Genomic DNA, 18,171 nt, shown 5'->3' on the forward strand with positions numbered 1-18,171 from the left:
CCTGCCCGAGCATGGTGCTCGGGCAGGGCATCGGTGGATTAGTTGTGGCGGGCGGTTTGGTCGCGGCGGTCGGAGTTGTAGGGGGTGTTGCCTCGGCGGTTGCCGTGGGAGCCGCTGCTGGTGCGGGGGCCGCCGCGGCGTTCGCCGTTGCCGGAGTAGGAGCCTCGGTGGTCGCCCTCGCGGCGTTCGTGGGAGCCGCGGCGGCCGTCCTTACGGTCGAACGAGCGTGGGCCGCGGCCGCCGCGACGGCCGCCCGGACGGCCCCGGCCGCCCTCGCGGCGCGGGCGTTCGGGGATGATCGGGCCCTCGATCGGGATCCCGGACGGCGGGCGGGCGCCGGTCAGCTTGACCAGTTCCTCGTCGCCGGTGGTGACCCGGACGCGAGGCGCTTCGATCCCGGCGCGGCGAGTCATCGCGGACGTGGAGCGCACCTGGTGGGGCAGGACGAGCGTGACGACGGTGCCGCGCTCGCCGGCCCGTGCGGTGCGGCCCGCGCGGTGCATGTAGTCCTTGTGGTCGGCGGGCGGGTCGACGTGCATGACGAGCGACACGTCGTCGACGTGGATGCCGCGGGCCGCGACGTCGGTGGCGACGAGCACGCTGATGGTGCCCTCGCGGAACTCGGCGAGGGTGCGGGTGCGCAGCCCCTGGCTCTTGCCGCCGTGCAGGCCCGCCGCGCGGACACCGGCCTGAACGAGCTGCTTCGCGAGCCGGTCGACGCCGTGCTTGGTGCGGGCGAACAGGATCGTCCGGCCCTCACGGTTGGCGATCTCGGCGGTGATGGCGGCCTTCTCCTTCGGCGCGACGAGGAGGAGGTGGTGCTCCATCGTGTCGACGGACTCGTCCACCGGGCCGATCGCGTGCGTCACCGGGTCGTCGAGGTACCGCCGGACGAGGACGTCCACGTCCTTGTCGAGGGTGGCGGAGAACAGCAGCCGCTGCCCGCCGGGCTTGGCGGCGTCGAGGATGTCGGTGACGTCGGGCAGGAAGCCCATGTCGGCCATGTGGTCGGCCTCGTCCAGCACCGCGATCTCGATGTCGGACAGGTCGCAGGCGCCCTGCCGCATCAGGTCCTTGAGCCGGCCGGGGGTGGCGACCAGGACCTCGACGCCGCGGCGCAGCGCGTCGATCTGCTTGAACATGGAGGTCTGGCCGATGACGGTCTTGAAGTGCAGCCCGAGGCCGCGGCCGAGCGGCTCCAGGTTCTTCTGGACCTGCTGGGCCAGCTCACGGGTGGGGACGAGGATCAGCGCCAGCGGGCGCTTGGGGGCGGCCTTGCGGCCGGAGAGGCGGACGAGCAGCGGCAGACCGAACGCGAGGGTCTTGCCGGAGCCGGTCTTGCCGCGGCCGAGGACGTCACGTCCCGCCATGATGTCGGGGATCGCGGCGGCCTGGATGGGGAACGGTGTGTCGATGCCCTGACGGCTGAGGGTGTTCACCAGCGCCGGCGGTATACCGAGGTCGGCGAACGTGGGAACCCGCTCGTCGCCCGTGTCGGCGGGCATGGTCGGGTTCGGTGCAGGGGCAGCTGTGGTCACGCATTACCTTCCGAGAGGGGGCACGTCTCGGGAGGCACCACGGAGTATGTGGGCTGCAAGGACGAGCCGGACGCCCTGGAGGCGTCGAAGAATGATTCCTCAAGTCTAACGGCGGTGGGGTACCGCGTTATGCCCCGTCCCTAAGGGAACATTCCGGATCGTTCGTCACATCGTTGCCTCAACAGGCACAGGAGGCGGCGTCGATGGGCACGGTGAGCGGGTCGGGAGAGCGGCGGCTGACGGCCCCGGGAGCGGTTTCCACGGGGAGTCCTTCGCGGGCCCAGTACTCGAATCCGCCGATCATCTCCTTGACCGGGTAGCCGAGCCTGGCGAACTCCAGCGCGGCCTTTGTGGCGCCGTTGCAGGCGGGTCCCCAGCAGTAGACGACCACGGTCGCGCCGGTGGGGACGAGGGACGCGGCACGTTGCGCGATCTCGGCGGTCGGGAGGTGGAGGGCGCCGGGGATGTGCCCTTGGTCCCAGCTTCGCGTGTTGCGTATGTCGATGACCACGATGTCGTGGCTGTTCATTTGGGTGGCCACGTCGGACACGTCCGTCTCGAACGACAGGCGTGCCGAGAAGTGTCGGATCGCCTCCTCGGGGGAGGCGGCGGGCGGGAAGGCGTTCATGGCTTGGCTCCTTGGGTCTGTGTGCCTTCATGCTGCGGGTGGTCGGGTTGTCGCGAAAGTGGCGTGAATGCCTGGTGTCGATAAGATCTCGCCATGCGGGTCGCTTCGCCGGGGCGGCGGCACACGGTGTCGGTGCTGGCCTTCGACGGCATGGCGCCGTTCGAGCTGGGTGTGGTCGTGGAGATCTTCGGGCTGCCGCGGCCCGAACTGGGCGTCCCCTGGTACGACCTGCGGATCTGCTCGCTGGAGCGCGGTCCGATGCGCACGGTCGGCGGCCTCTCGATGACCGCCGAACACGGGCTGGACGCGTTCGCGTCCGCGGACACGGTGATGGTCGTCGCCGTTCCCGATGTTCGGGACGATCCCGCGCCCGAGGTCGTCGCCGCGCTGCGGCGGGCCCGCGCACGCGGCGCCCGGGTCGTGTCGATCTGCTCGGGTGCGTTCGCGCTCGCGGCGGCGGGTCTGCTGGACGGACGCCAGGCCACCACCCACTGGCGGTACGCCGACCTGCTGCGGCGCCGGTTCCCGAAGGTGCGGGTGAACCCGGACGTCCTTTACGTGGACGGCGACGACCTGCTCACCGGGGCCGGGAGCGCCGCCGGGCTCGACCTGTGCCTGCACCTGGTCCGCAAGGACCACGGCGCCCGGGTCGCGAACGCGGTGGCGCGGCGGCTGGTCGTCCCGCCGCACCGGGAGGGCGGGCAGGCGCAGTTCGTGGAGGCCGCCGTGAACCGCCCGGACGGGGACGGCGACGCGGTCGCGCGCAGCATGGCGTGGGCGCTCGCGCATCTCACCGAGCCGATCACGGTCGCGCGGCTGGCCCGGGAGGCATGTCTCGCGCCGCGCACCTACATCCGGCATTTCCGGCGGCAGACGGGGACGAGCCCGCTCCGCTGGGTCATCGCGCAGCGGATCATGGCGGCATTGCCGTTGCTGGAGGAGGGCGGCATACCGATCGAGCAGGTGGGTGCGGCGGTCGGCTTCGAGAGTCCGGTGACGTTCCGGCACCATTTCGTCCGGGCGATGAAGACCTCACCGTCCGCCTACCGGCGCACCTTCCACGGGACGACTCCGGGGTGACCAGGCGCGGCTATTGGAGGCTGTCGAGGCCGGTCAGAAGCCTTGCGACGTCCAGGCCGGAGGTCAGGTAGTCGACGAACAGATGGTTGTTCAGGGCCTGTTTCGACCGCCGGTACCGGATGAGGAACACCGCGTCGTCGGCCGTGTAACCCGTTCTGATGAGGCTCTGCGCGATGACGAGGCCCGACCGGTTGTAGCCCGAATGGCAGCGGACGAGCACGCGTCGTCCTTGCGCGACGGCTTCCACGGCGATGTCCGCCAGCCGACACACCGTCTCCAGTTGGGCGGCGGTCAGCGGGGCGTCGGGTATGTCCTCGTAGTGGTGGTCGACGTGGGGAGGCGGGCCGTGCCCGTCCTGCCGGTGCAGGCTGATGACGGTGTCGAACTCGTCCCGGACGATCACGGGGGCCCGTTCCCCGGACGCGCCGGTGTAGTGGTGCCCGCCCATCCACAGGCCCGGGACGATCTCGTTCCACGGATGTTCCGCGTCCGGCACTCTCCTGCCCTTGGTCCGCATCGTCTCGGGTCGATCTCCCTAGATGGCGACTCGCCCAGCGGCGGACGCGGAGGCCGGGACGGGGGTCTGCCGGTCGATCTCGCGGCTCAGGACGGTGACCATCGCGTCGAAGGACGCGGCGCCATAGCGGGCATGGACGGCGGGGAAGATGTTCTTACGCGCGGCTTCCTTGAGCATCCAACTCAAGTCCTGATGCGGGACGCGTAGTCCCTGAGCCAGCCGGTCGTGGGTCTGCCGGGTCACCCGGAGCAGTTCTGGGTGCGCCGCCGACTCGGTGAGGATCATGCGCGCCGCATCCCTGAGGTCCATTCCGAGAGTTTAGATCAACAAGTTCGACCGGGCGGGTAGATGTGGCACGCTGTCATGACAACACGGAGAGCTTATGAACAGTTACACTCTGTGCTGTGCAGCGGGTGACAGGCGGATTCGGCGGCGCGTTGACTTTGCAATTTCTGCCCAATTTGTCGGGTCTGTCCAGGTCGGCCGAATCTGATTCTTCCTGCGTGCCGAAAGCCTGGTTACCATCGCGCTGCCAGCACGCTCGACGCCGGTACGAGCGATGTCGGTACCCGGGGGGACCGAAATACCGCCATTGCCGATCCGCCTCGCTCCCACCCGCCACCCGAGTTCACTGAGAGGACCCCCGCCATGCAACGACGCATTATCGGCGCACTCGCCGCAGCGTTCCTCGGTGCCGCGACCCTGACCGCCGGTACGTCGTCCGTCGCGCTCGCCGCCCCGGCGCCCGGACCGGCGCCCGCACCCGCGTCCGCGACCGCGCCACGGCCTGTCAAGGCTCCCAACTTCACTTCGATCATCGCGCTCAGCAACTGTTCCGGCTCGCTGGTGCGCGTTCCCGGTGCGGCCGACACCGATCCCGCGCTCGTGCTCACCAACGGGCACTGCATCGACGGCGGAATGCCCTCCGCCGGTCAGGTCATCAAGAACCAGTCGTCCAGCCGGTCGTTCACGTTGCTGAACTCCAGCGGCGGGAACCTCGGCACTCTGCGCGCGACGTCGCTGCTGTACGCGACGATGACCGACACCGACGCGGCCCTGTACAAGCTGAGCAGCACCTACGCCGACATCCAGCGGCAGTACAGCACCCCCGCCCTGGAGATGGTGCTGTCGCGTCCGTCGTCCGGTGGCACTCTGCATGTGGTCTCCGGTTACTGGAAGCGCATCTACACCTGCAGGCTCGACGGCTTCGCCTACCGCATTCGTGAGGCCAACTGGACGTGGAAGGACTCCCTGCGTTACACGCGCGAGTGCAACGTCATCGGTGGGACGTCCGGTTCCCCGGCCATCGACGACGCGTCCGGCAAGGTCATCGGTGTCAACAACACCATCAACGAGAGCGGTGGCCGCTGCACCATGAACAACCCCTGTGAGGTGGACGAGCAGGGTCAGGTCACGGTCCGCCGCCAGATCGGTTACGCCCAGCAGACCTACACGCTGGCCAACTGCATCGCGCCCGGCACCCGTCTCGACATGAACCGTCCGGGCTGCACCGCCCCCCGGTAACCCTCGGCGAAGTCTCCGAGGACCAGAGCCCGCGGCCCGCACCGGCCGCGGGCTCTTGCTGTGAGCGGGGTAACGACGCGAGGTAGTACTACAGCCCGTAGTATGTCTCACAGGTCGTAGTACTACAGCTTGTAGTAGATAGCCGGAGAGGCCCGCGCCCATGGACACGGTCGACATCGCACGGTGGCAGTTCGGGATCACCACCGTGTACCACTTCCTGTTCGTCCCACTGACGATCGGACTGTCCGCGCTGGTCGCGGGGCTGGAGACGGCCTGGCTGCGAACGGGCAAGACGGCCTACCTGCGCGCCACCAAGTTCTGGGGCAAGCTCTTCCTGATCAACTTCGCGATGGGGATCGTCACCGGAATCGTGCAGGAGTTCCAGTTCGGCATGAACTGGAGTGACTACTCCCGGTTCGTCGGCGACATCTTCGGGGCCCCGCTGGCCATCGAGGGCCTGCTCGCGTTCTTCGTCGAATCGACGTTCCTCGGGCTGTGGATCTTCGGCTGGGACAGGCTGCCGAAGAAGATCCACCTGGCCTGCATCTGGCTCGTCGCCATCGGCACACAGTTGTCGGCGTTCTTCATCCTCTCCGCGAACTCGTGGATGCAGCACCCCGTCGGCTACCGCATCGACGAGGAGACCGGACGGGCCGTCCTCACCGACTTCTGGGCCGTCCTGACCAACTCCACCCATCTTGTCGCGTTCCCGCACACGATCACGGCGGCGTTCGTCACCGGCGGCCTGTTCATGGCGGGCGTCAGCGCCTGGCATCTCGCCCGCCGCAAGAACGTCGAGGTCTTCCGGCCGTCGCTGCGGCTGGCCCTCGCCGTCACGGCCGTCGCGTCCATCGGCGTCGCCGTCACCGGCGACCTCCAGGGCAAGGTCATGACGGAGCAGCAGCCGATGAAGATGGCCGCCGCCGAGGCGATCTACGAGACCGAGCGGCCCGCCGGGCTCTCCATCCTCACGGTCGGCACGCTCGACGGCGACGAGGAACTGTTCGGGATCAAGCTGCCGCGCGTGCTGTCGTTCCTCTCCACCGGCAGCCTCGACGGGGAGGTCGAGGGCATCAACGACGTCCAGGCCGCCCAGGAGGCCCGGTACGGGCCAGGCGACTACCGACCGTTCGTCCCCGCCATCTACTGGAACTTCCGGCTCATGGTCGGTGTCGGGATGATCACCGCGCTGCTCTCGCTGGCCGGGCTGTGGCTGCTGCGGCGCGGGCGCCTGCCGTCCAATCCCTGGGTGTACCGGATCGGGATGGCGTCGCTGGCGCTCCCCTTCATCGGCAACTCCGCCGGATGGATCTTCACCGAGATGGGACGCCAGCCCTGGTCGGTGTACGGCGTGATGAAGACGTCGGAGAGCGTGTCACCCGGTGTGACGGCCACCTCGATGCTCATCTCCGTCATCTCGCTGACCGCGCTGTACGCCGTCCTCGCCGTCATCGAGGCGGGGCTGATGCTCAAGTACGCCAAGGCCGGACCGCCGTCGGAGGACGAGGTGCTGCCGCCCCCGCCCGACGATGACGACCCCGACCGCGACTCCGAGCGCTCGCTCGCGTTCGCCTACTGAGAGGGCGCCCGGTCATGGAACTCACCACCGTCTGGTTCATCGTCATCGCGTTCCTGTGGACGAGCTACTTCTTCCTGGAGGGCTTCGACTTCGGCGTCGGGATGCTGCTGCCCGTCCTCGGCCGCAGCAACGTCGAACGCCGCGTCGTCATCAACACCATCGGGCCCGTCTGGGACGCCAACGAGGTCTGGTTCATCGTCGCCGGGGCCTCGATCTTCGCCGCGTTCCCCGAGTGGTACGCCACCCTGTTCAGCGGCTTCTACCTGCCGCTGCTCGCGATCCTGCTCGCGTTGATCATCCGTGGGGTCGCGTTCGAGTACCGGGGCAAGCGGGACGACGCGCGGTGGCGGTCCCGCTGGGACAAGGCGATCTTCTGGGGCAGCCTCGTGCCCGCGTTCCTGTGGGGCGTCGTGTTCGCGAACATCGTGCGCGGTGTGCCGCTGGACGCCGACCACGAGTTCGCCGGGACGCTCGGCGATCTCCTCACCCCGTACGCGCTGCTCGGCGGGCTCACCACGATGATCCTGTTCGTCCTGCACGGGGCGGTGTTCCTCGCGCTCAAGACCACCGGGGACATCCGGGCGCGGGCCCGGTTCGTCGCGGGCGTCGCCGCGATCGGGGCCATCGCCGCCGGTGGCAGCTTCCTGCTGATCACCCAGGTGAAGCATGGCGAGCCCGTGACCTGGCTGACCGCCGCGGGGGCCGCCGCCGGGCTGGTCCTCGCCGCCGGGGCGATCCGGCGGGGCCGTGAGGGGTGGGCGTTCATCGGGACGGGCGCCGCGATCGTCCTCGCCGTCGCGACCCTGTTCGTCGCGCTGTTCCCGGACGTCCTGCCGTCCACCCTCGCCGAGGCGAACAGCCTGACCACCGACAACGCGTCCTCCACCCCCTACACGCTCAAGATCATGACGTGGACTGCCGCGGTGTTCACCCCGATCGTGCTGGTCTACCAGGGCTGGACGTACTGGGTGTTCCGGAAGCGGATCGGCACCGCCCAGATCCCCCGACCGAAGAACGAGCCGGTGCGATGAAACCCCTCGACTCCAGGCTGCTGAAGCACGCCAGGACGACCCGCATCTTCCTGGTCGCGTCCGTCGTGCTCGGCACCGCCACCGCCGGGCTGATCATCGCGCAGGCCACCCTGCTCGCCGACATGATCACCCGGGCGTTCCTCGGCGGCGCCACGCTCGGCGACCTGCGCACGCCGCTGCTCCTGCTGCTCGCCGTCGTCCTCGGCCGGACGCTCGTCGCCTGGCTCCAGGAGGTCGCGGCGCACCGCTCGTCCGCCGCCGTGAAATCGCAACTGCGCGGCAGGCTGCTCGCGCACGCGCTGCGGCTCGGCCCCCGCTGGCTGTCCGGCGAGCGCAGCGGCGAACTCGCCACCCTCGCCACGCGCGGGATCGACGCGCTGGACGACTACTTCTCCCGTTACCTGCCGCAGCTCGTCCTCGCGGTGATCGTCCCGGTGGCGGTCGGGACGCGGATCCTGCTCGGCGACTGGTTGTCCGCCGTGACGATCGCCGCAACGCTGCCGCTCATCCCCGTCTTCGCGATCCTGGTCGGGCTCACCACCCAGCGGAAGATGGACCGGCAGTGGCGCACGCTGTCCGTCCTGTCCGCGCACTTCCTGGACGTCGTCGCCGGGCTGCCCACACTGAAGATCTTCGGTCGTGCCCGCGCCCAGGCGGACAAGATCCGCGAGGTCACCGACCGGTACCGCCGGGCGACGATGTCGACCCTGCGCATCGCGTTCCTGTCGGCGCTCGTCCTGGAACTGCTGTCGACGCTCTCCGTCGCGCTGGTCGCCGTGTCCATCGGCCTGCGTCTCGTCGAGGGCGGGCTCGGGCTGGAGACCGCGCTGCTCGTCCTGATCCTGGCGCCGGAGGCGTACCTTCCGCTGCGGCAGGTCGGCGCGCAGTACCACGCCAGCGTCGAGGGCCTCACCGCCGCCGGACGGATCTTCGAGGTGATCGAGACGCCCGCCCCGCCCACCGGAACGCGCACCGACATCCCGGCGAACCCCACCATCCGCCTCGACGCCGTCACCGTCGCCTACGAGGGACGCGACACGCCCGCGCTCGACGGGTTCTCCCTCACCGTCCACCCCGGCGAGACGGTCGCGCTCACCGGCCCGAGCGGCGCGGGCAAGTCGACCGTGCTCGCCGCGCTGCTGGGGTTCGTCCGGCCCGACTCCGGTCGCGTCCTCGTCGACTGGGACGACCTCGTCGACCTCGACCCCGACGCCTGGCGCGCCCGGATCGCCTGGGTGCCGCAGCGGCCGCACCTCTTCGCCGGGACGGTCGCGACGAACATCCGCCTGGGCCGCCCCGACGCGAGCGACGCGGACGTCCGGGAGGCCGCACGAGCCGCCAACGCACTGGAGTTCCTCGACGCCCCGCTCGGCGAACGCGGCCTCGGCCTGTCCGCCGGGCAGCGGCAGCGGGTCGCGCTGGCCCGCGCGTTCCTCCGCGACGCGCCGCTCCTGCTCCTGGACGAACCGACCTCGAACCTCGACGCGGAGAGCGAGGCCGCCGTCATCGACGCCGTCCGCAGACTCGCCATCGGTCGCACCGTCGTCCTGGCCGCCCACCGTCCCGCCCTGGCGGCCCTCGCCGACCGTGTCGTGCCCCTCGAACCCGCGGCGGTGACGGCATGATCCTCCGGCTTCTGTCCTTCGCGCGTCCCGCCCGGGGAAGGCTAGCCCTCGCCGTCCTGTTCGGCGTGCTGGCGCTCGGCAGCGGCGTCGCCCTGATGGCCACGTCCGCCTGGCTGATCTCCCGTGCCGCGCAACACCCACCGGTCCTCATGCTCATGGTCGCGATCGTCGCCGTGCGCGCCTTCGGCCTCGGACGCGGCGTCTTCCGCTACCTCGAACGCCTCACCGGACACGACGCGACATTCCGGATCCTCGCCGACCTCCGCGCCCGCGTCTACGAACGGCTGGAGCGACTCGGACCCGGTTTCCACAGCGGCGACCTGCTGAACCGGCTCGTCGCCGACGTCGACGCCGTCCAGGATCTCTTCCTGCGCGTCCTGCTGCCCTGCACGGTCGCCGCCGTCGTCGGCGCCCTGTCCGTAGGCCTCGCCTGGGCGCTGCTCCCCTCGGCGGGGGCCGTCCTCCTGTGCGCTCTCCTTATCGCGGGCGTCGTCGTCCCCTGGCTCACGGCCGCAACGGCCCGCCGCGCCGAACACCGCACGACCGACCTGCGCGCCGAACTGACGTCCCATGTCGTCGACACCCTCCACGGCGCCCCCGAACTCATCGCCTACGGCGCCGCGCCCGCCCAACTCGCCGAAGCGGCCCGCCTCGACCGCGACTTCACCCGTGCCTCGGCCCGCTCCGCGACCACCGCCGGTGCCGGTGCGGCCGTCTCCGCCCTCGCCGGCGGCCTGGCCGTCTGGGGCAGCCTCGCGGTCGGTGTACCGGCCGTCCGCTCCGGGGCGTTGGACGGCGTGCTCCTCGCGGTCATCGTCCTGTTGCCCCTGGCCGCCTTCGAGGTCGTCAACGGCCTCCCGCTCGCCGCCCAGTACAGGGAACGCGTCCACCGCTCCGCCACCCGCGTCTTCGCCGTCCTGGACGCCCCCGAACCCGTCCCCGACCCGCAAAAACCCACCCCCCTCCCCAAACCGCCCTACACCCTCCGCATCGAAAACCTCCAAGCCCGCTGGACGCCCACAGCACCCCCAGCCCTCAACGACATTTCCCTCACCCTGACGCCAGGCCGCCGCTGCGCGATAGTCGGCCCAAGCGGCTCAGGCAAGACAACCCTCACCGCCGTCCTCCTCCGCTTCCTGGAACGATCAGGCGGCCAAGCCACCCTCAACAACACAGACATCCGCGACCTCACCGGCGACGACGTCCGCCGCGTGATCGGCCTCTGCGCCCAGGACGCCCACCTGTTCGACTCGACGATCGGCGCCAACATCCGCCTCGCCCGCCCGACCGCCACCGACGAGGAGATCCGCGACGCCCTACGCCGCGCCCGCCTCCTCGACTGGATCGACACCCTCCCCCAGGGACTCGACACCCACGTCGGCGAACACGGCGCCCAGGTCTCCGGCGGTCAACGCCAGCGCATCGCCCTGGCCCGCGCCCTCCTAGCCGACTTCCCGATCCTCCTGCTGGACGAACCCGCCGAGCACCTCGACATCGCGACCGCCGACGCCCTCACCGCCGACCTCCTCACCGCCACCGAAGGCCGCACGACCCTCCTAGTCACCCACCGCCTCACCGGCCTGGACGCCGTAGACGAAATCATCGTCCTGGACAAAGGCCAGGTCATCGACCGCGGAACCCACACCGACCTCCTCTCCCGCCCCGGCCTCTACCGCACCCTCTGGCACCACGAACAAACTCCAACGCCGCCACTCACCCAACCGGCGTAACACGCCGTGTTACGCTAGCCGTATGACCAACAAGCGGTTCAGCATCTCGATGGATCCGCAGGTACACACGGCGATCAAGGAGCACGCGGACGCGGCGGGCCTCGACATCTCCGGTTACATGGTCGCCGCGGCCGTGGCCCAGATGGCGGCGGACGACGCGGCCGAGGCCGTCTTCGCCCCCCTGGACGCCGACAACTCCGAAGCACTGAAGGAGGGCGCGACACTCCAGCCGCCCCCGCAGCCGACGCTCGAAGACCTCAGCGCCGAAGATCAGGCAATGGTCCGCAGAATAATCTCCTCGGCCCTCGGCACAGACCAAGCCGACGTCGCGTGACCACCCGAACGGTCGTCTACGACACCGGCATGCTCCTGGCGATGCTGGCACGCGACCCACGGGCCCTGACACTGCACCATGGCCTGCGCGCCGCACCACACCGGCCCATCGTCATAGGCCCCGTCCTGGCACAGGCTTGGCGACCTGACCCGAAGAACATTCACGCCTTCAGCGGCTACCTGAAAGACTGCACGGTCCCCCAGACACGCGGCAGCACGGCACCGGTCCGAGGAGCGGTCTCGACCTCAGGATGCGTGGCGTGCGCGAGGACCGCCACCCTGGACGTCTACAAACGGGCCGGATCGATGCTCGCCAAGGCCAACCTACCGACCAAGAAGCGCCCAGACGCCATCGACGCCCTGGTCGTGGTGACGGCAGCACTACACGTCCCCGCCCAAATCCTCACCAGCGACCCCGCCGACATGGCCGCCTACACGGCGACCCTCGACCACGCAGACATCCAAATCCACCAAATCTAACCCTCCCACACCCCGGCGATCACTCGAGAACTCCCGCAACTCACGCCTTCGGCCTTCCGCCTTCACCGGGTTTCAGCAGTGAGCGACCGCGGGGTCTTGCCTGCACGCGATAGATAAATGACACCGACTCGTCCAGCGCCATGTCCAAAGCGGAAGCGACACCGCGAGCGCCGACTCGCTCAGCGCGATAACCAAGGCTGGGCTCAACAACCAAAAGCGATCGGGCACGCAACGGGCACGGAAGCGAAAGAAGCGATCGCAAGAGACGAGAGCCCAGGTCGTGTCTTACCTGGCTCTCTACCGGGTGGAGCCTAGGGGATTCGAACCCCTGACACCTGGCTTGCAAAGCCAGTGCTCTACCAACTGAGCTAAGGCCCCTTGTCATCCTGCTATTGACCTGCGCTGACACAAGGTCGGCGCAACCGACGTCGATCGTACACCGTTGAGCAAGCACAAGCTTTCCGGCGAGGTCAGCCGGACGGTCAGGAACCGGCGGCACCATGGTTGTACGCCGGGGCGTGCCGGTCGCGAGGTGCCCTCTGGGGGGACGGCGCACTCGCGACCGGCACGCGAGGGGGGCGCGCCCGCGCCTCGGGGGACACTGGCCGGGCACGCCGCCCCACCCGCGACCCCGGTCGCCGCCTTTGCACCGGGGCCACGGGAGTCAGGAACTCAGAAACCGCCCGGCCACCTCACCGGGACGAACAGGCGCCGCACCTTTCCATGGGCACGGCCGCGCCACCATCCCGGCGCGTTCTCCTCGGCGTAGAACACGCCGACGATCCGTCCACCCCTCCGGTCGGTGATCAGATACGCCCCGTCCTCGCCATCGACCTCGTAGCCGCAATCGCGGGTCATGATGATCTCCGCCTTGCCGCCATGATGGCTTCGCCGAGCCGATCCGGCGTCGCGCCCTCGACAAGTCGGGCCTTGTCGACGAGGGCCCACCATTCGCGGGTGAAGTACCCGAACCACACCGTCGTGGCGCCATATCGGGCCTGGATACGGCGGGCCTCCGCAACCCGGACGGGTATGGGGTCGACGCGTGCCGTGTCGTCGGTCAGCCGATCATCGATCACCGGGTCACCGCCCGGATCTGCTCGGCAAGCTGCTCGGGGGTGTCCGCGTCGACGCTCGCCTCTCGGTTGAGGTCCTTGTCGGCCAGTGGCCCCCGAGTGGCCCACCACCGGCCACGGTCGGAGTGAATGATGGACCAGCCGGGAAAGTCCGCTTTGAGCCGGGCCCGTGCGTCGGCCGTAGTTGTTGAATTCGAGGCCATCCGACCACCCCTGATAGCGATACACGTTTATGCGGTCACCATCAGTGAATTTGTGGCGGGCGCCACACAGCCAGGGGAGACTGATGGAGGAAAGGGGAGGGACCAGGAGGACCTCCGCTCACCGGCGAGAGGCGCATCGCACATGTCCGCCGCAAGGAAGATCATCGGTGCACGCCTGCGTGAAATACGCGAGGCAGACCCGTACTGGTCGCGTGGCGACCTGGCCCGCCTGATGCGCACTACCGCCACCCCCGAGGAACTGCCGCACGTCGCACACGTGCCGCCCCTCACCGACATGATCAAGCAATGGGAGGCGGGGAAGCACACGCCCGGGCCCCGGTACCGGAGGCTGTACGCCCGCGTCACGGGCAAGCCCGAAGCGGACCTGTTCGGGACCGACCAGCCCGCGCCATCCGTCTGGCGTCCAGACGGCCTCAACGGGTCGTTCACGCCCGACGACGAAGAGCGGCTCATCTTGGCCGCTGCCCGTCCCGTCCGGACGGACATGGTCGTCGTAAGAACCCTTGCAACCATCCTTGCCGCGCAGCGCCGTTTAGAGGACTCCATCGGGTCGGCGCCACTCATCGCCCCGACACGGGCACAGCTCGCCGCGATCGAGGACATGATCGGTGAAGCCCGCGCGCCGGTCCGTGGGGAGCTGCTCGACGTCGCCGGGCAGTGGGCGCAGTTCGCCGGGTGGCTCCACACCAGCAACGAGCAGTACTCCGACGCGCTGGCTTGCTTCGGCCGCGCGCTGGAGTGGGCCACCGAGATCGACGACCGGCACCTCATCGGGTCGGTGTTGTCCTGGCGTGGCTACATCGCCGAGCGGAGGGGGCAAATCGGGTCCATGATCGGCCTATCGCAGGCCGGGCAACGGGTCCGGCGCGGCACCGCCGACCGAGTGACCGCGCTCTATCAGGAGGCGCGGGCGCGGGCGCTGCTCGGCGAGGCGACCGAGGTGGACAGGCTTACGGAAACCGCGGCGGCCGAGGCGGAGGAGACACAACCTGCGGAGGCCCGGCCTTGGGAGTACTACTACGAGAGGCCCGGCATCTTCGGCCTTGAGCACGGTCTCATCTACCGCATCCTCGGTCGCACCGACCGGTCCCAGAACGCGACCGCCGTGGAGCACCTGAACGCGGGCTTGAACGTCCTGTCGGCGGACATGCGGTCGTCGGAATGGGCGGGAGCATTCCTCTACCAGCTCGCGCTCGCCTACAGGCAGGCCGAGGAGCCAGAGGAGGTCATGCGGGTCGTGGAGGAGTTGGAGAGGATCGTGAACCGGCTCAGGTCGGATCCGCTCCGGCGCCGCCTGGACGCGCTACGCTGACGGGGCGATGCACCGGCGCCCCGCCACCCTCGCAACGAGGGAGACGGGACGCCAGCCGATCCCCGGCGTGCCTCCATTGCGACACCTTCCCCGGGCACGCCTCCCCAGCCGTACCCCCGGCCGCCGCCTTTCCACCGGGGCCGCAGGAGTCAGAGACTTAGGAACCGCCCGGCCCACCTCCACGGGCCCGGCTGCTGGCACGAACAGCCGACGCACCTTGCCGCGGGCTTGTCCGCGCCACCACAACTAGAGGAAGACTGGGGGAGGAACAGGGGAGGATGACCCCTCCCCCAGGACGTCGGAACGGTGCATCGCAGTGTCCTCTCCCGACAAGAAGAGCATCGGCGCCCGCCTACGCGCGGCACGGGAAGCCCCGCCCTACTGGTCGCGCAAAACCCTCGCGCAACGACTGCGCGCGGCCGCCGCACCCGCCGACCGCGCCGCACTCCCCGGCGTCGAATCCCTCACGCACATGATCAAAGAATGGGAGGCGGGCAAGTACGTCCCCCGCCCCGACTACCGGGCCCTCTACGCTCGCGCGACCGGCAAGGGCGAGACGGAACTGTTCGGCGACTACCCACCCGCCCACGGCGCGCTGTGGCGTCCCAACGGCATCAACGGGTCGATCACACCGGACGACGAGGAACGCCTCGCCCTCGCCACCCACCGCCCCACCCGCCTCGACACGGCGGCACTGGACGCCCTCTCAACCGTCCTCGCCGGGCAACGCCGTCTAGAGGACACCATTGGGTCGGCGCCTCTCATAGCGCCCGTCCGGGCACAACTCGCCGTCATCGAGTCCCTCGTCAACGGCGCTCGCGGCACCTTGCGCCAGAGGGTCGTGGACGTCGCGTCCCAGTGGGCGCAGTTCGCCGCGTGGCTACACGCGTCCTGTCGCCAACTCGATGAGGCCGACCGGCTCTATGACCGGGCGATCGTTTGGGCCACCGAAGCCGACGTCCCAGACATGGCCGCAACGGCGTGGAACATGAAGGGTCACACGGCCTGGGTGCGCCGCGCGGTCGGTCCGATGATCGGTCTCTCTCAGGCCGCATTACGAGATCGAAGGGCGACACCTGGGGTGCGTGCCCTAGCTGCGCAACAAGAAGCTCGTGGACACGCCATCACCGGCGACCTCGACGCCATGGACCGGCAACTCGACCTCGCGCAGACACTGACCCTGGAGGCCGCCGCGGCGCCAGACGAAGAGCCGCCATGGATCTACTTCTTCGACGCCAGCATGTTCGCGTTACAGCGTGCCCGTGCGTATCTATATGTCCCTGAGCGGGCCGAGGCTGCGGCCGAGTTGCTCGAAGCGGGTTTGGCAGGGATGCCCACCGAGATGCGGCGGTCGGAATGGATCGCGCACTACCTCGCCGACCTTGCCCGTGTTTACCGTGACTTCCACGAGGACGGAGAGGCCGACCGCATCATCAACGAAGTTGACCAGATTGCGCAGGCGACCGGATCGAGCATCCTCGCACGGGAGGTCGCCGCCCTACGCTGACAACGCCACACGTCGGCGACACCATGCCAGATCACCGGCGTTGGCCTCGACACCCGACCGATACAACGACACCCATACGCAGGACATATAGCTGCACCTGACCTGGCCAACCGAAGCTCACACCGACGACGGTCCCGCACGTTGGCGACACGATCGACCTGGGCAGCCGCGGGGCGTCTGTCTCCGAGCGGTGGAGACCTCCAAGAAGTCGGTCGTGCGGCAGACCACGACCACTCGGGCCACGACCCGGCGTCAGGCTTACAGGTAGCCGATCCAGCCGAGGGTGAACGCCGGGGCTGCTGTCGTCGCCCTCAGCACGTCTGGCCCGAGTGCTACAGGTAGCCGACTATGCCTAGGAGGACGACCGTGGTGGCGAGGGTTGTGTAGAAGGCCGTCGTCCACGCGGCCATGACGGCGGTTCGGCGCCAGATTGGCAGGGATGATGTGTGGTGCGGGTCGGGGGTGGGCTCGTCGTCGTAGTAGTAGAGGTAGCCGTCGGGGACGTGCGTGAGCACGGCGAACTGGTCGGGGGGCCGCCGGACGTCTGCCGCGGAGCCCTGCGGGCGCGTCGTTTCGCGTTGAGACGGGTGTAGTGGTGGGTTCGGCTGGTGTCGTCGGTGAAGATGTCGTCTGCTGACCGGGGACGAGTGAAGCCGAGTTTTTACAGCCCTGGCCTGTTTGCGTACCGATTCCAGTGACCTTGCGGAATCGGTGGTCGTGCACCGATTGAGCTGGGAGTGCTGCAAATCAGTGCTCTGCCAACTGAGCTAGGCCCCTTGTGGTGGTCGCGGGTTGTGCGGCGGGATAAAGCCTAGCCGTGGTCGGCGCTCAGGGTGTCGTTTACGGGGGTCGAGATAAGTAGGTCGGGAAGCGCGGCGATGCTGGGGAGGATGTGGGTGGCACCGGCGGCGGTGAGGCGGTCGCGGTCGTGGGCGCCGGTGAGGACGCCCGCCACGATGGACGCGCCGGAGCGGCGGCCGGACAGCATGGCGTTCGCGGTGTCACCGCACACGGCGATGTGGCGGACGTCGTCCACGCCGAGCCGAAGGGCGGCGGTGAGAAGAAGGTCGGGCAATGGGCGGCCGCGCGGGACGTCCTCGGGGCAGAGGGTCAGGTCGACGTGGTCCCACCAACCGAGCGTGTCGACGATGCGGGCCTGCGTGTTGCGTCCGAAATCGGTGAGCAGGCAGACGCGGACACCGGCGGCACGAATCCGCAAGAGGGCGTCGGCGGCGCCCGGAACGGGTTCCAGGCCGCGCCGGTCGATGAGACCGTCGTAGGAACGCTGGAACGCCAGGTTCGCGGCCTGGGCGCGGGCCTCGTCGAAGAGCGAGCGGAAGACGCCGAGCTTCGAAGTGCCGCGGGAATCGAGGAAGCGCGCCTGGGCACGGTCATACGCCGCCGTGCCGGAGACGATCCCCAGTGCGGCGATCGCCTCGGCGAAGGCGGTGCGGACGGCGTCGCCGTCGACGACAGTGGTCCCGGCGAGATCGAGGCAGGCGACGGTGATCGGGGCTGCTTCGCTCACGCCGGGGCCTTGATCGCCGGTTTCCGGGTGAACGCTTGTCATCCTCCGTGTCCGTGCGGACAGGCCGGATGAAAGTTGTTCAGTTGTCGGACGACGTGGCCTCGGTCCACAGGTCCAGCTCAGCGCGGTCCTGCTGCAGCCGGCGCCAGACAGCGAAACCACCGAGTGCGACGACGGCGAGGATGAGCAACTTCTTCACGGTGGGACCCCTTCACCTCGGCTAATCAGTCAGCCCCAGGGGAAGGAATACCTCAGTGCCTGCTTCCCCCCGGGCTCTCCGCAGCCTAGCAACCGTTCCCGGGCGATCCGCACCCCGTCACCGTTATCGGACCCAACGTCCACACTTGGTGCGGGTGCCGTCACCTCCACGCCACGTGCCGCGACACCTGTTGATCCGCCTCCGCTAGGCCGGTCGCACGGCATGTGCGCCGGACGTCGCGCGAAACCTGGCCGCGATTG

20 protein-coding genes and 1 tRNA gene are annotated in these 18,171 nt (G+C 69.2%); 10 read left to right on the forward strand and 11 right to left on the reverse strand.

Translation table 11 applies throughout. The features are described from left to right. Positions 1 to 38 precede the first annotated feature (38 nt). Together BZB76_RS03385 and BZB76_RS03390 are read right to left on the reverse strand one after the other, a co-directional pair. On the reverse strand, positions 39 to 1,505 hold the full coding sequence (locus tag BZB76_RS03385; RefSeq protein ID WP_121432800.1) for a DEAD/DEAH box helicase: 1,467 nt from the start codon (positions 1,503 to 1,505) through the stop codon (positions 39 to 41). A gap of 211 nt (positions 1,506 to 1,716) precedes the next feature. Continuing rightward, a complete protein-coding gene (locus BZB76_RS03390; protein WP_121432801.1) occupies positions 1,717 to 2,166 on the reverse strand; it encodes a rhodanese-like domain-containing protein in 450 nt (149 codons plus the stop codon). A gap of 93 nt (positions 2,167 to 2,259) precedes the next feature. Here BZB76_RS03390 and BZB76_RS03395 point away from each other — a divergent pair, with 93 nt between their 5' ends. Next, a complete protein-coding gene (locus BZB76_RS03395) occupies positions 2,260 to 3,246 on the forward strand; it encodes a helix-turn-helix domain-containing protein (protein ID WP_121432802.1) in 987 nt (328 codons plus the stop codon). 10 nt (positions 3,247 to 3,256) lie between these two features. Here BZB76_RS03395 and BZB76_RS03400 read toward each other — a convergent pair whose 3' ends face one another. Then, positions 3,257 to 3,763, reverse strand: coding sequence for a protein-tyrosine phosphatase family protein (locus BZB76_RS03400; RefSeq protein ID WP_121432803.1), 507 nt, complete (start codon positions 3,761 to 3,763; stop codon positions 3,257 to 3,259). Between the two features lie 18 nt (positions 3,764 to 3,781). After that, complete coding sequence (locus tag BZB76_RS03405; protein WP_121432804.1) at positions 3,782 to 4,072, reverse strand: hypothetical protein; 291 nt, start codon at positions 4,070 to 4,072, stop codon at positions 3,782 to 3,784. A gap of 339 nt (positions 4,073 to 4,411) precedes the next feature. Here BZB76_RS03405 and BZB76_RS03410 point away from each other — a divergent pair, with 339 nt between their 5' ends. The 7 genes from BZB76_RS03410 (at position 4,412) to BZB76_RS03435 (ending at position 12,065) form a co-directional block, all read left to right on the forward strand. Then, positions 4,412 to 5,287 carry a S1 family peptidase gene (locus BZB76_RS03410; protein WP_121432805.1) on the forward strand — a complete coding sequence of 292 codons (876 nt, stop codon included), beginning with the start codon at positions 4,412 to 4,414 and terminating at the stop codon, positions 5,285 to 5,287. Between the two features lie 160 nt (positions 5,288 to 5,447). Continuing rightward, entirely contained in the window at positions 5,448 to 6,866 is a 1,419-nt protein-coding gene (locus tag BZB76_RS03415; RefSeq protein ID WP_121432806.1) for a cytochrome ubiquinol oxidase subunit I, read from the forward strand. 14 nt (positions 6,867 to 6,880) lie between these two features. Next, positions 6,881 to 7,897 (forward strand): cytochrome d ubiquinol oxidase subunit II, encoded by a 1,017-nt coding sequence (gene cydB, locus BZB76_RS03420; RefSeq protein WP_121432807.1) that lies wholly within the window; start codon positions 6,881 to 6,883, stop codon positions 7,895 to 7,897. Next, the gene (cydD, locus tag BZB76_RS35130) at positions 7,894 to 9,522 is read left to right on the forward strand and encodes a thiol reductant ABC exporter subunit CydD (protein ID WP_211342804.1); all 1,629 of its coding nucleotides are present in this window, start codon (positions 7,894 to 7,896) and stop codon (positions 9,520 to 9,522) included. The genes cydB and cydD overlap by 4 nt, the downstream gene beginning before the upstream one ends. Next, entirely contained in the window at positions 9,519 to 11,252 is a 1,734-nt protein-coding gene (cydC, locus tag BZB76_RS35135) for a thiol reductant ABC exporter subunit CydC (protein WP_211342805.1), read from the forward strand. The genes cydD and cydC overlap by 4 nt, the downstream gene beginning before the upstream one ends. Before the next feature lie 22 nt (positions 11,253 to 11,274). Beyond that, positions 11,275 to 11,586, forward strand: coding sequence for a hypothetical protein (locus BZB76_RS03430; RefSeq protein WP_211342806.1), 312 nt, complete (start codon positions 11,275 to 11,277; stop codon positions 11,584 to 11,586). Continuing rightward, positions 11,583 to 12,065 (forward strand): hypothetical protein, encoded by a 483-nt coding sequence (locus BZB76_RS03435; protein WP_121432808.1) that lies wholly within the window; start codon positions 11,583 to 11,585, stop codon positions 12,063 to 12,065. The genes BZB76_RS03430 and BZB76_RS03435 overlap by 4 nt, the downstream gene beginning before the upstream one ends. 305 nt (positions 12,066 to 12,370) lie before the next feature. On the opposite strand, the gene BZB76_RS03440 is transcribed toward BZB76_RS03435, so the two are convergent. The 4 genes from BZB76_RS03440 to BZB76_RS03455 form a co-directional block, all read right to left on the reverse strand. Beyond that, positions 12,371 to 12,443, reverse strand: a tRNA-Ala gene (locus BZB76_RS03440). A 294-nt stretch (positions 12,444 to 12,737) separates the two neighbouring features. Further along, positions 12,738 to 12,923, reverse strand: coding sequence for a hypothetical protein (locus tag BZB76_RS03445; RefSeq protein ID WP_121432809.1), 186 nt, complete (start codon positions 12,921 to 12,923; stop codon positions 12,738 to 12,740). Further along, a complete protein-coding gene (locus BZB76_RS03450) occupies positions 12,920 to 13,144 on the reverse strand; it encodes a hypothetical protein (protein WP_121432810.1) in 225 nt (74 codons plus the stop codon). Before BZB76_RS03450 ends, BZB76_RS03445 begins: the two co-directional genes overlap by 4 nt. After that, positions 13,141 to 13,344, reverse strand: coding sequence for a hypothetical protein (locus tag BZB76_RS03455; RefSeq protein ID WP_121432811.1), 204 nt, complete (start codon positions 13,342 to 13,344; stop codon positions 13,141 to 13,143). Before BZB76_RS03455 ends, BZB76_RS03450 begins: the two co-directional genes overlap by 4 nt. Positions 13,345 to 13,486: 142 nt before the next feature. On the opposite strand from BZB76_RS03455, the gene BZB76_RS03460 reads away from it, so the two are divergent. Next, the gene (locus BZB76_RS03460) at positions 13,487 to 14,677 is read left to right on the forward strand and encodes an NsdA family TPR-like regulatory protein (protein ID WP_121432812.1); all 1,191 of its coding nucleotides are present in this window, start codon (positions 13,487 to 13,489) and stop codon (positions 14,675 to 14,677) included. A gap of 316 nt (positions 14,678 to 14,993) precedes the next feature. Further along, entirely contained in the window at positions 14,994 to 16,184 is a 1,191-nt protein-coding gene (locus BZB76_RS03465) for an NsdA family TPR-like regulatory protein (protein WP_147449301.1), read from the forward strand. A gap of 332 nt (positions 16,185 to 16,516) precedes the next feature. On the opposite strand, the gene BZB76_RS03470 is transcribed toward BZB76_RS03465, so the two are convergent. From BZB76_RS03470 to BZB76_RS35140, 3 genes are all read right to left on the reverse strand, one after another. Further along, positions 16,517 to 16,699: a hypothetical protein gene (locus tag BZB76_RS03470; RefSeq protein ID WP_121432814.1), complete on the reverse strand. Its 183-nt coding sequence runs from the start codon at positions 16,697 to 16,699 to the stop codon at positions 16,517 to 16,519. Between the two features lie 296 nt (positions 16,700 to 16,995). Beyond that, entirely contained in the window at positions 16,996 to 17,712 is a 717-nt protein-coding gene (locus BZB76_RS03475; RefSeq protein WP_246006726.1) for an HAD family hydrolase, read from the reverse strand. 79 nt (positions 17,713 to 17,791) lie between these two features. Further along, positions 17,792 to 17,911 (reverse strand): DLW-39 family protein, encoded by a 120-nt coding sequence (locus BZB76_RS35140; protein WP_211342807.1) that lies wholly within the window; start codon positions 17,909 to 17,911, stop codon positions 17,792 to 17,794. Positions 17,912 to 18,171 lie beyond the last annotated feature (260 nt).

Source organism: Actinomadura pelletieri DSM 43383 (assembly GCF_003634705.1).
Lineage (GTDB): Bacteria > Actinomycetota > Actinomycetes > Streptosporangiales > Streptosporangiaceae > Spirillospora > Spirillospora pelletieri.

Bases quoted from the DNA above. Each gene is read 5' to 3' on its own strand.
- BZB76_RS03385 (WP_121432800.1), bottom strand. From the start codon at position 1,505: ATGCCCGCCGACACGGGCGACGAGCGGGTTCCCACGTTCGCCGACCTC.
- BZB76_RS03390 (WP_121432801.1), bottom strand. From the start codon at position 2,166: ATGAACGCCTTCCCGCCCGCCGCCTCCCCCGAGGAGGCGATCCGACAC.
- BZB76_RS03395 (WP_121432802.1), top strand. From the start codon at position 2,260: ATGCGGGTCGCTTCGCCGGGGCGGCGGCACACGGTGTCGGTGCTGGCC.
- BZB76_RS03400 (WP_121432803.1), bottom strand. From the start codon at position 3,763: ATGCGGACCAAGGGCAGGAGAGTGCCGGACGCGGAACATCCGTGGAAC.
- BZB76_RS03405 (WP_121432804.1), bottom strand. From the start codon at position 4,072: ATGGACCTCAGGGATGCGGCGCGCATGATCCTCACCGAGTCGGCGGCG.
- BZB76_RS03410 (WP_121432805.1), top strand. From the start codon at position 4,412: ATGCAACGACGCATTATCGGCGCACTCGCCGCAGCGTTCCTCGGTGCC.
- BZB76_RS03415 (WP_121432806.1), top strand. From the start codon at position 5,448: ATGGACACGGTCGACATCGCACGGTGGCAGTTCGGGATCACCACCGTG.
- cydB (WP_121432807.1), top strand. From the start codon at position 6,881: ATGGAACTCACCACCGTCTGGTTCATCGTCATCGCGTTCCTGTGGACG.
- cydD (WP_211342804.1), top strand. From the start codon at position 7,894: ATGAAACCCCTCGACTCCAGGCTGCTGAAGCACGCCAGGACGACCCGC.
- cydC (WP_211342805.1), top strand. From the start codon at position 9,519: ATGATCCTCCGGCTTCTGTCCTTCGCGCGTCCCGCCCGGGGAAGGCTA.
- BZB76_RS03430 (WP_211342806.1), top strand. From the start codon at position 11,275: ATGACCAACAAGCGGTTCAGCATCTCGATGGATCCGCAGGTACACACG.
- BZB76_RS03445 (WP_121432809.1), bottom strand. From the start codon at position 12,923: ATGACCCGCGATTGCGGCTACGAGGTCGATGGCGAGGACGGGGCGTAT.
- BZB76_RS03455 (WP_121432811.1), bottom strand. From the start codon at position 13,344: ATGGCCTCGAATTCAACAACTACGGCCGACGCACGGGCCCGGCTCAAA.
- BZB76_RS03460 (WP_121432812.1), top strand. From the start codon at position 13,487: ATGTCCGCCGCAAGGAAGATCATCGGTGCACGCCTGCGTGAAATACGC.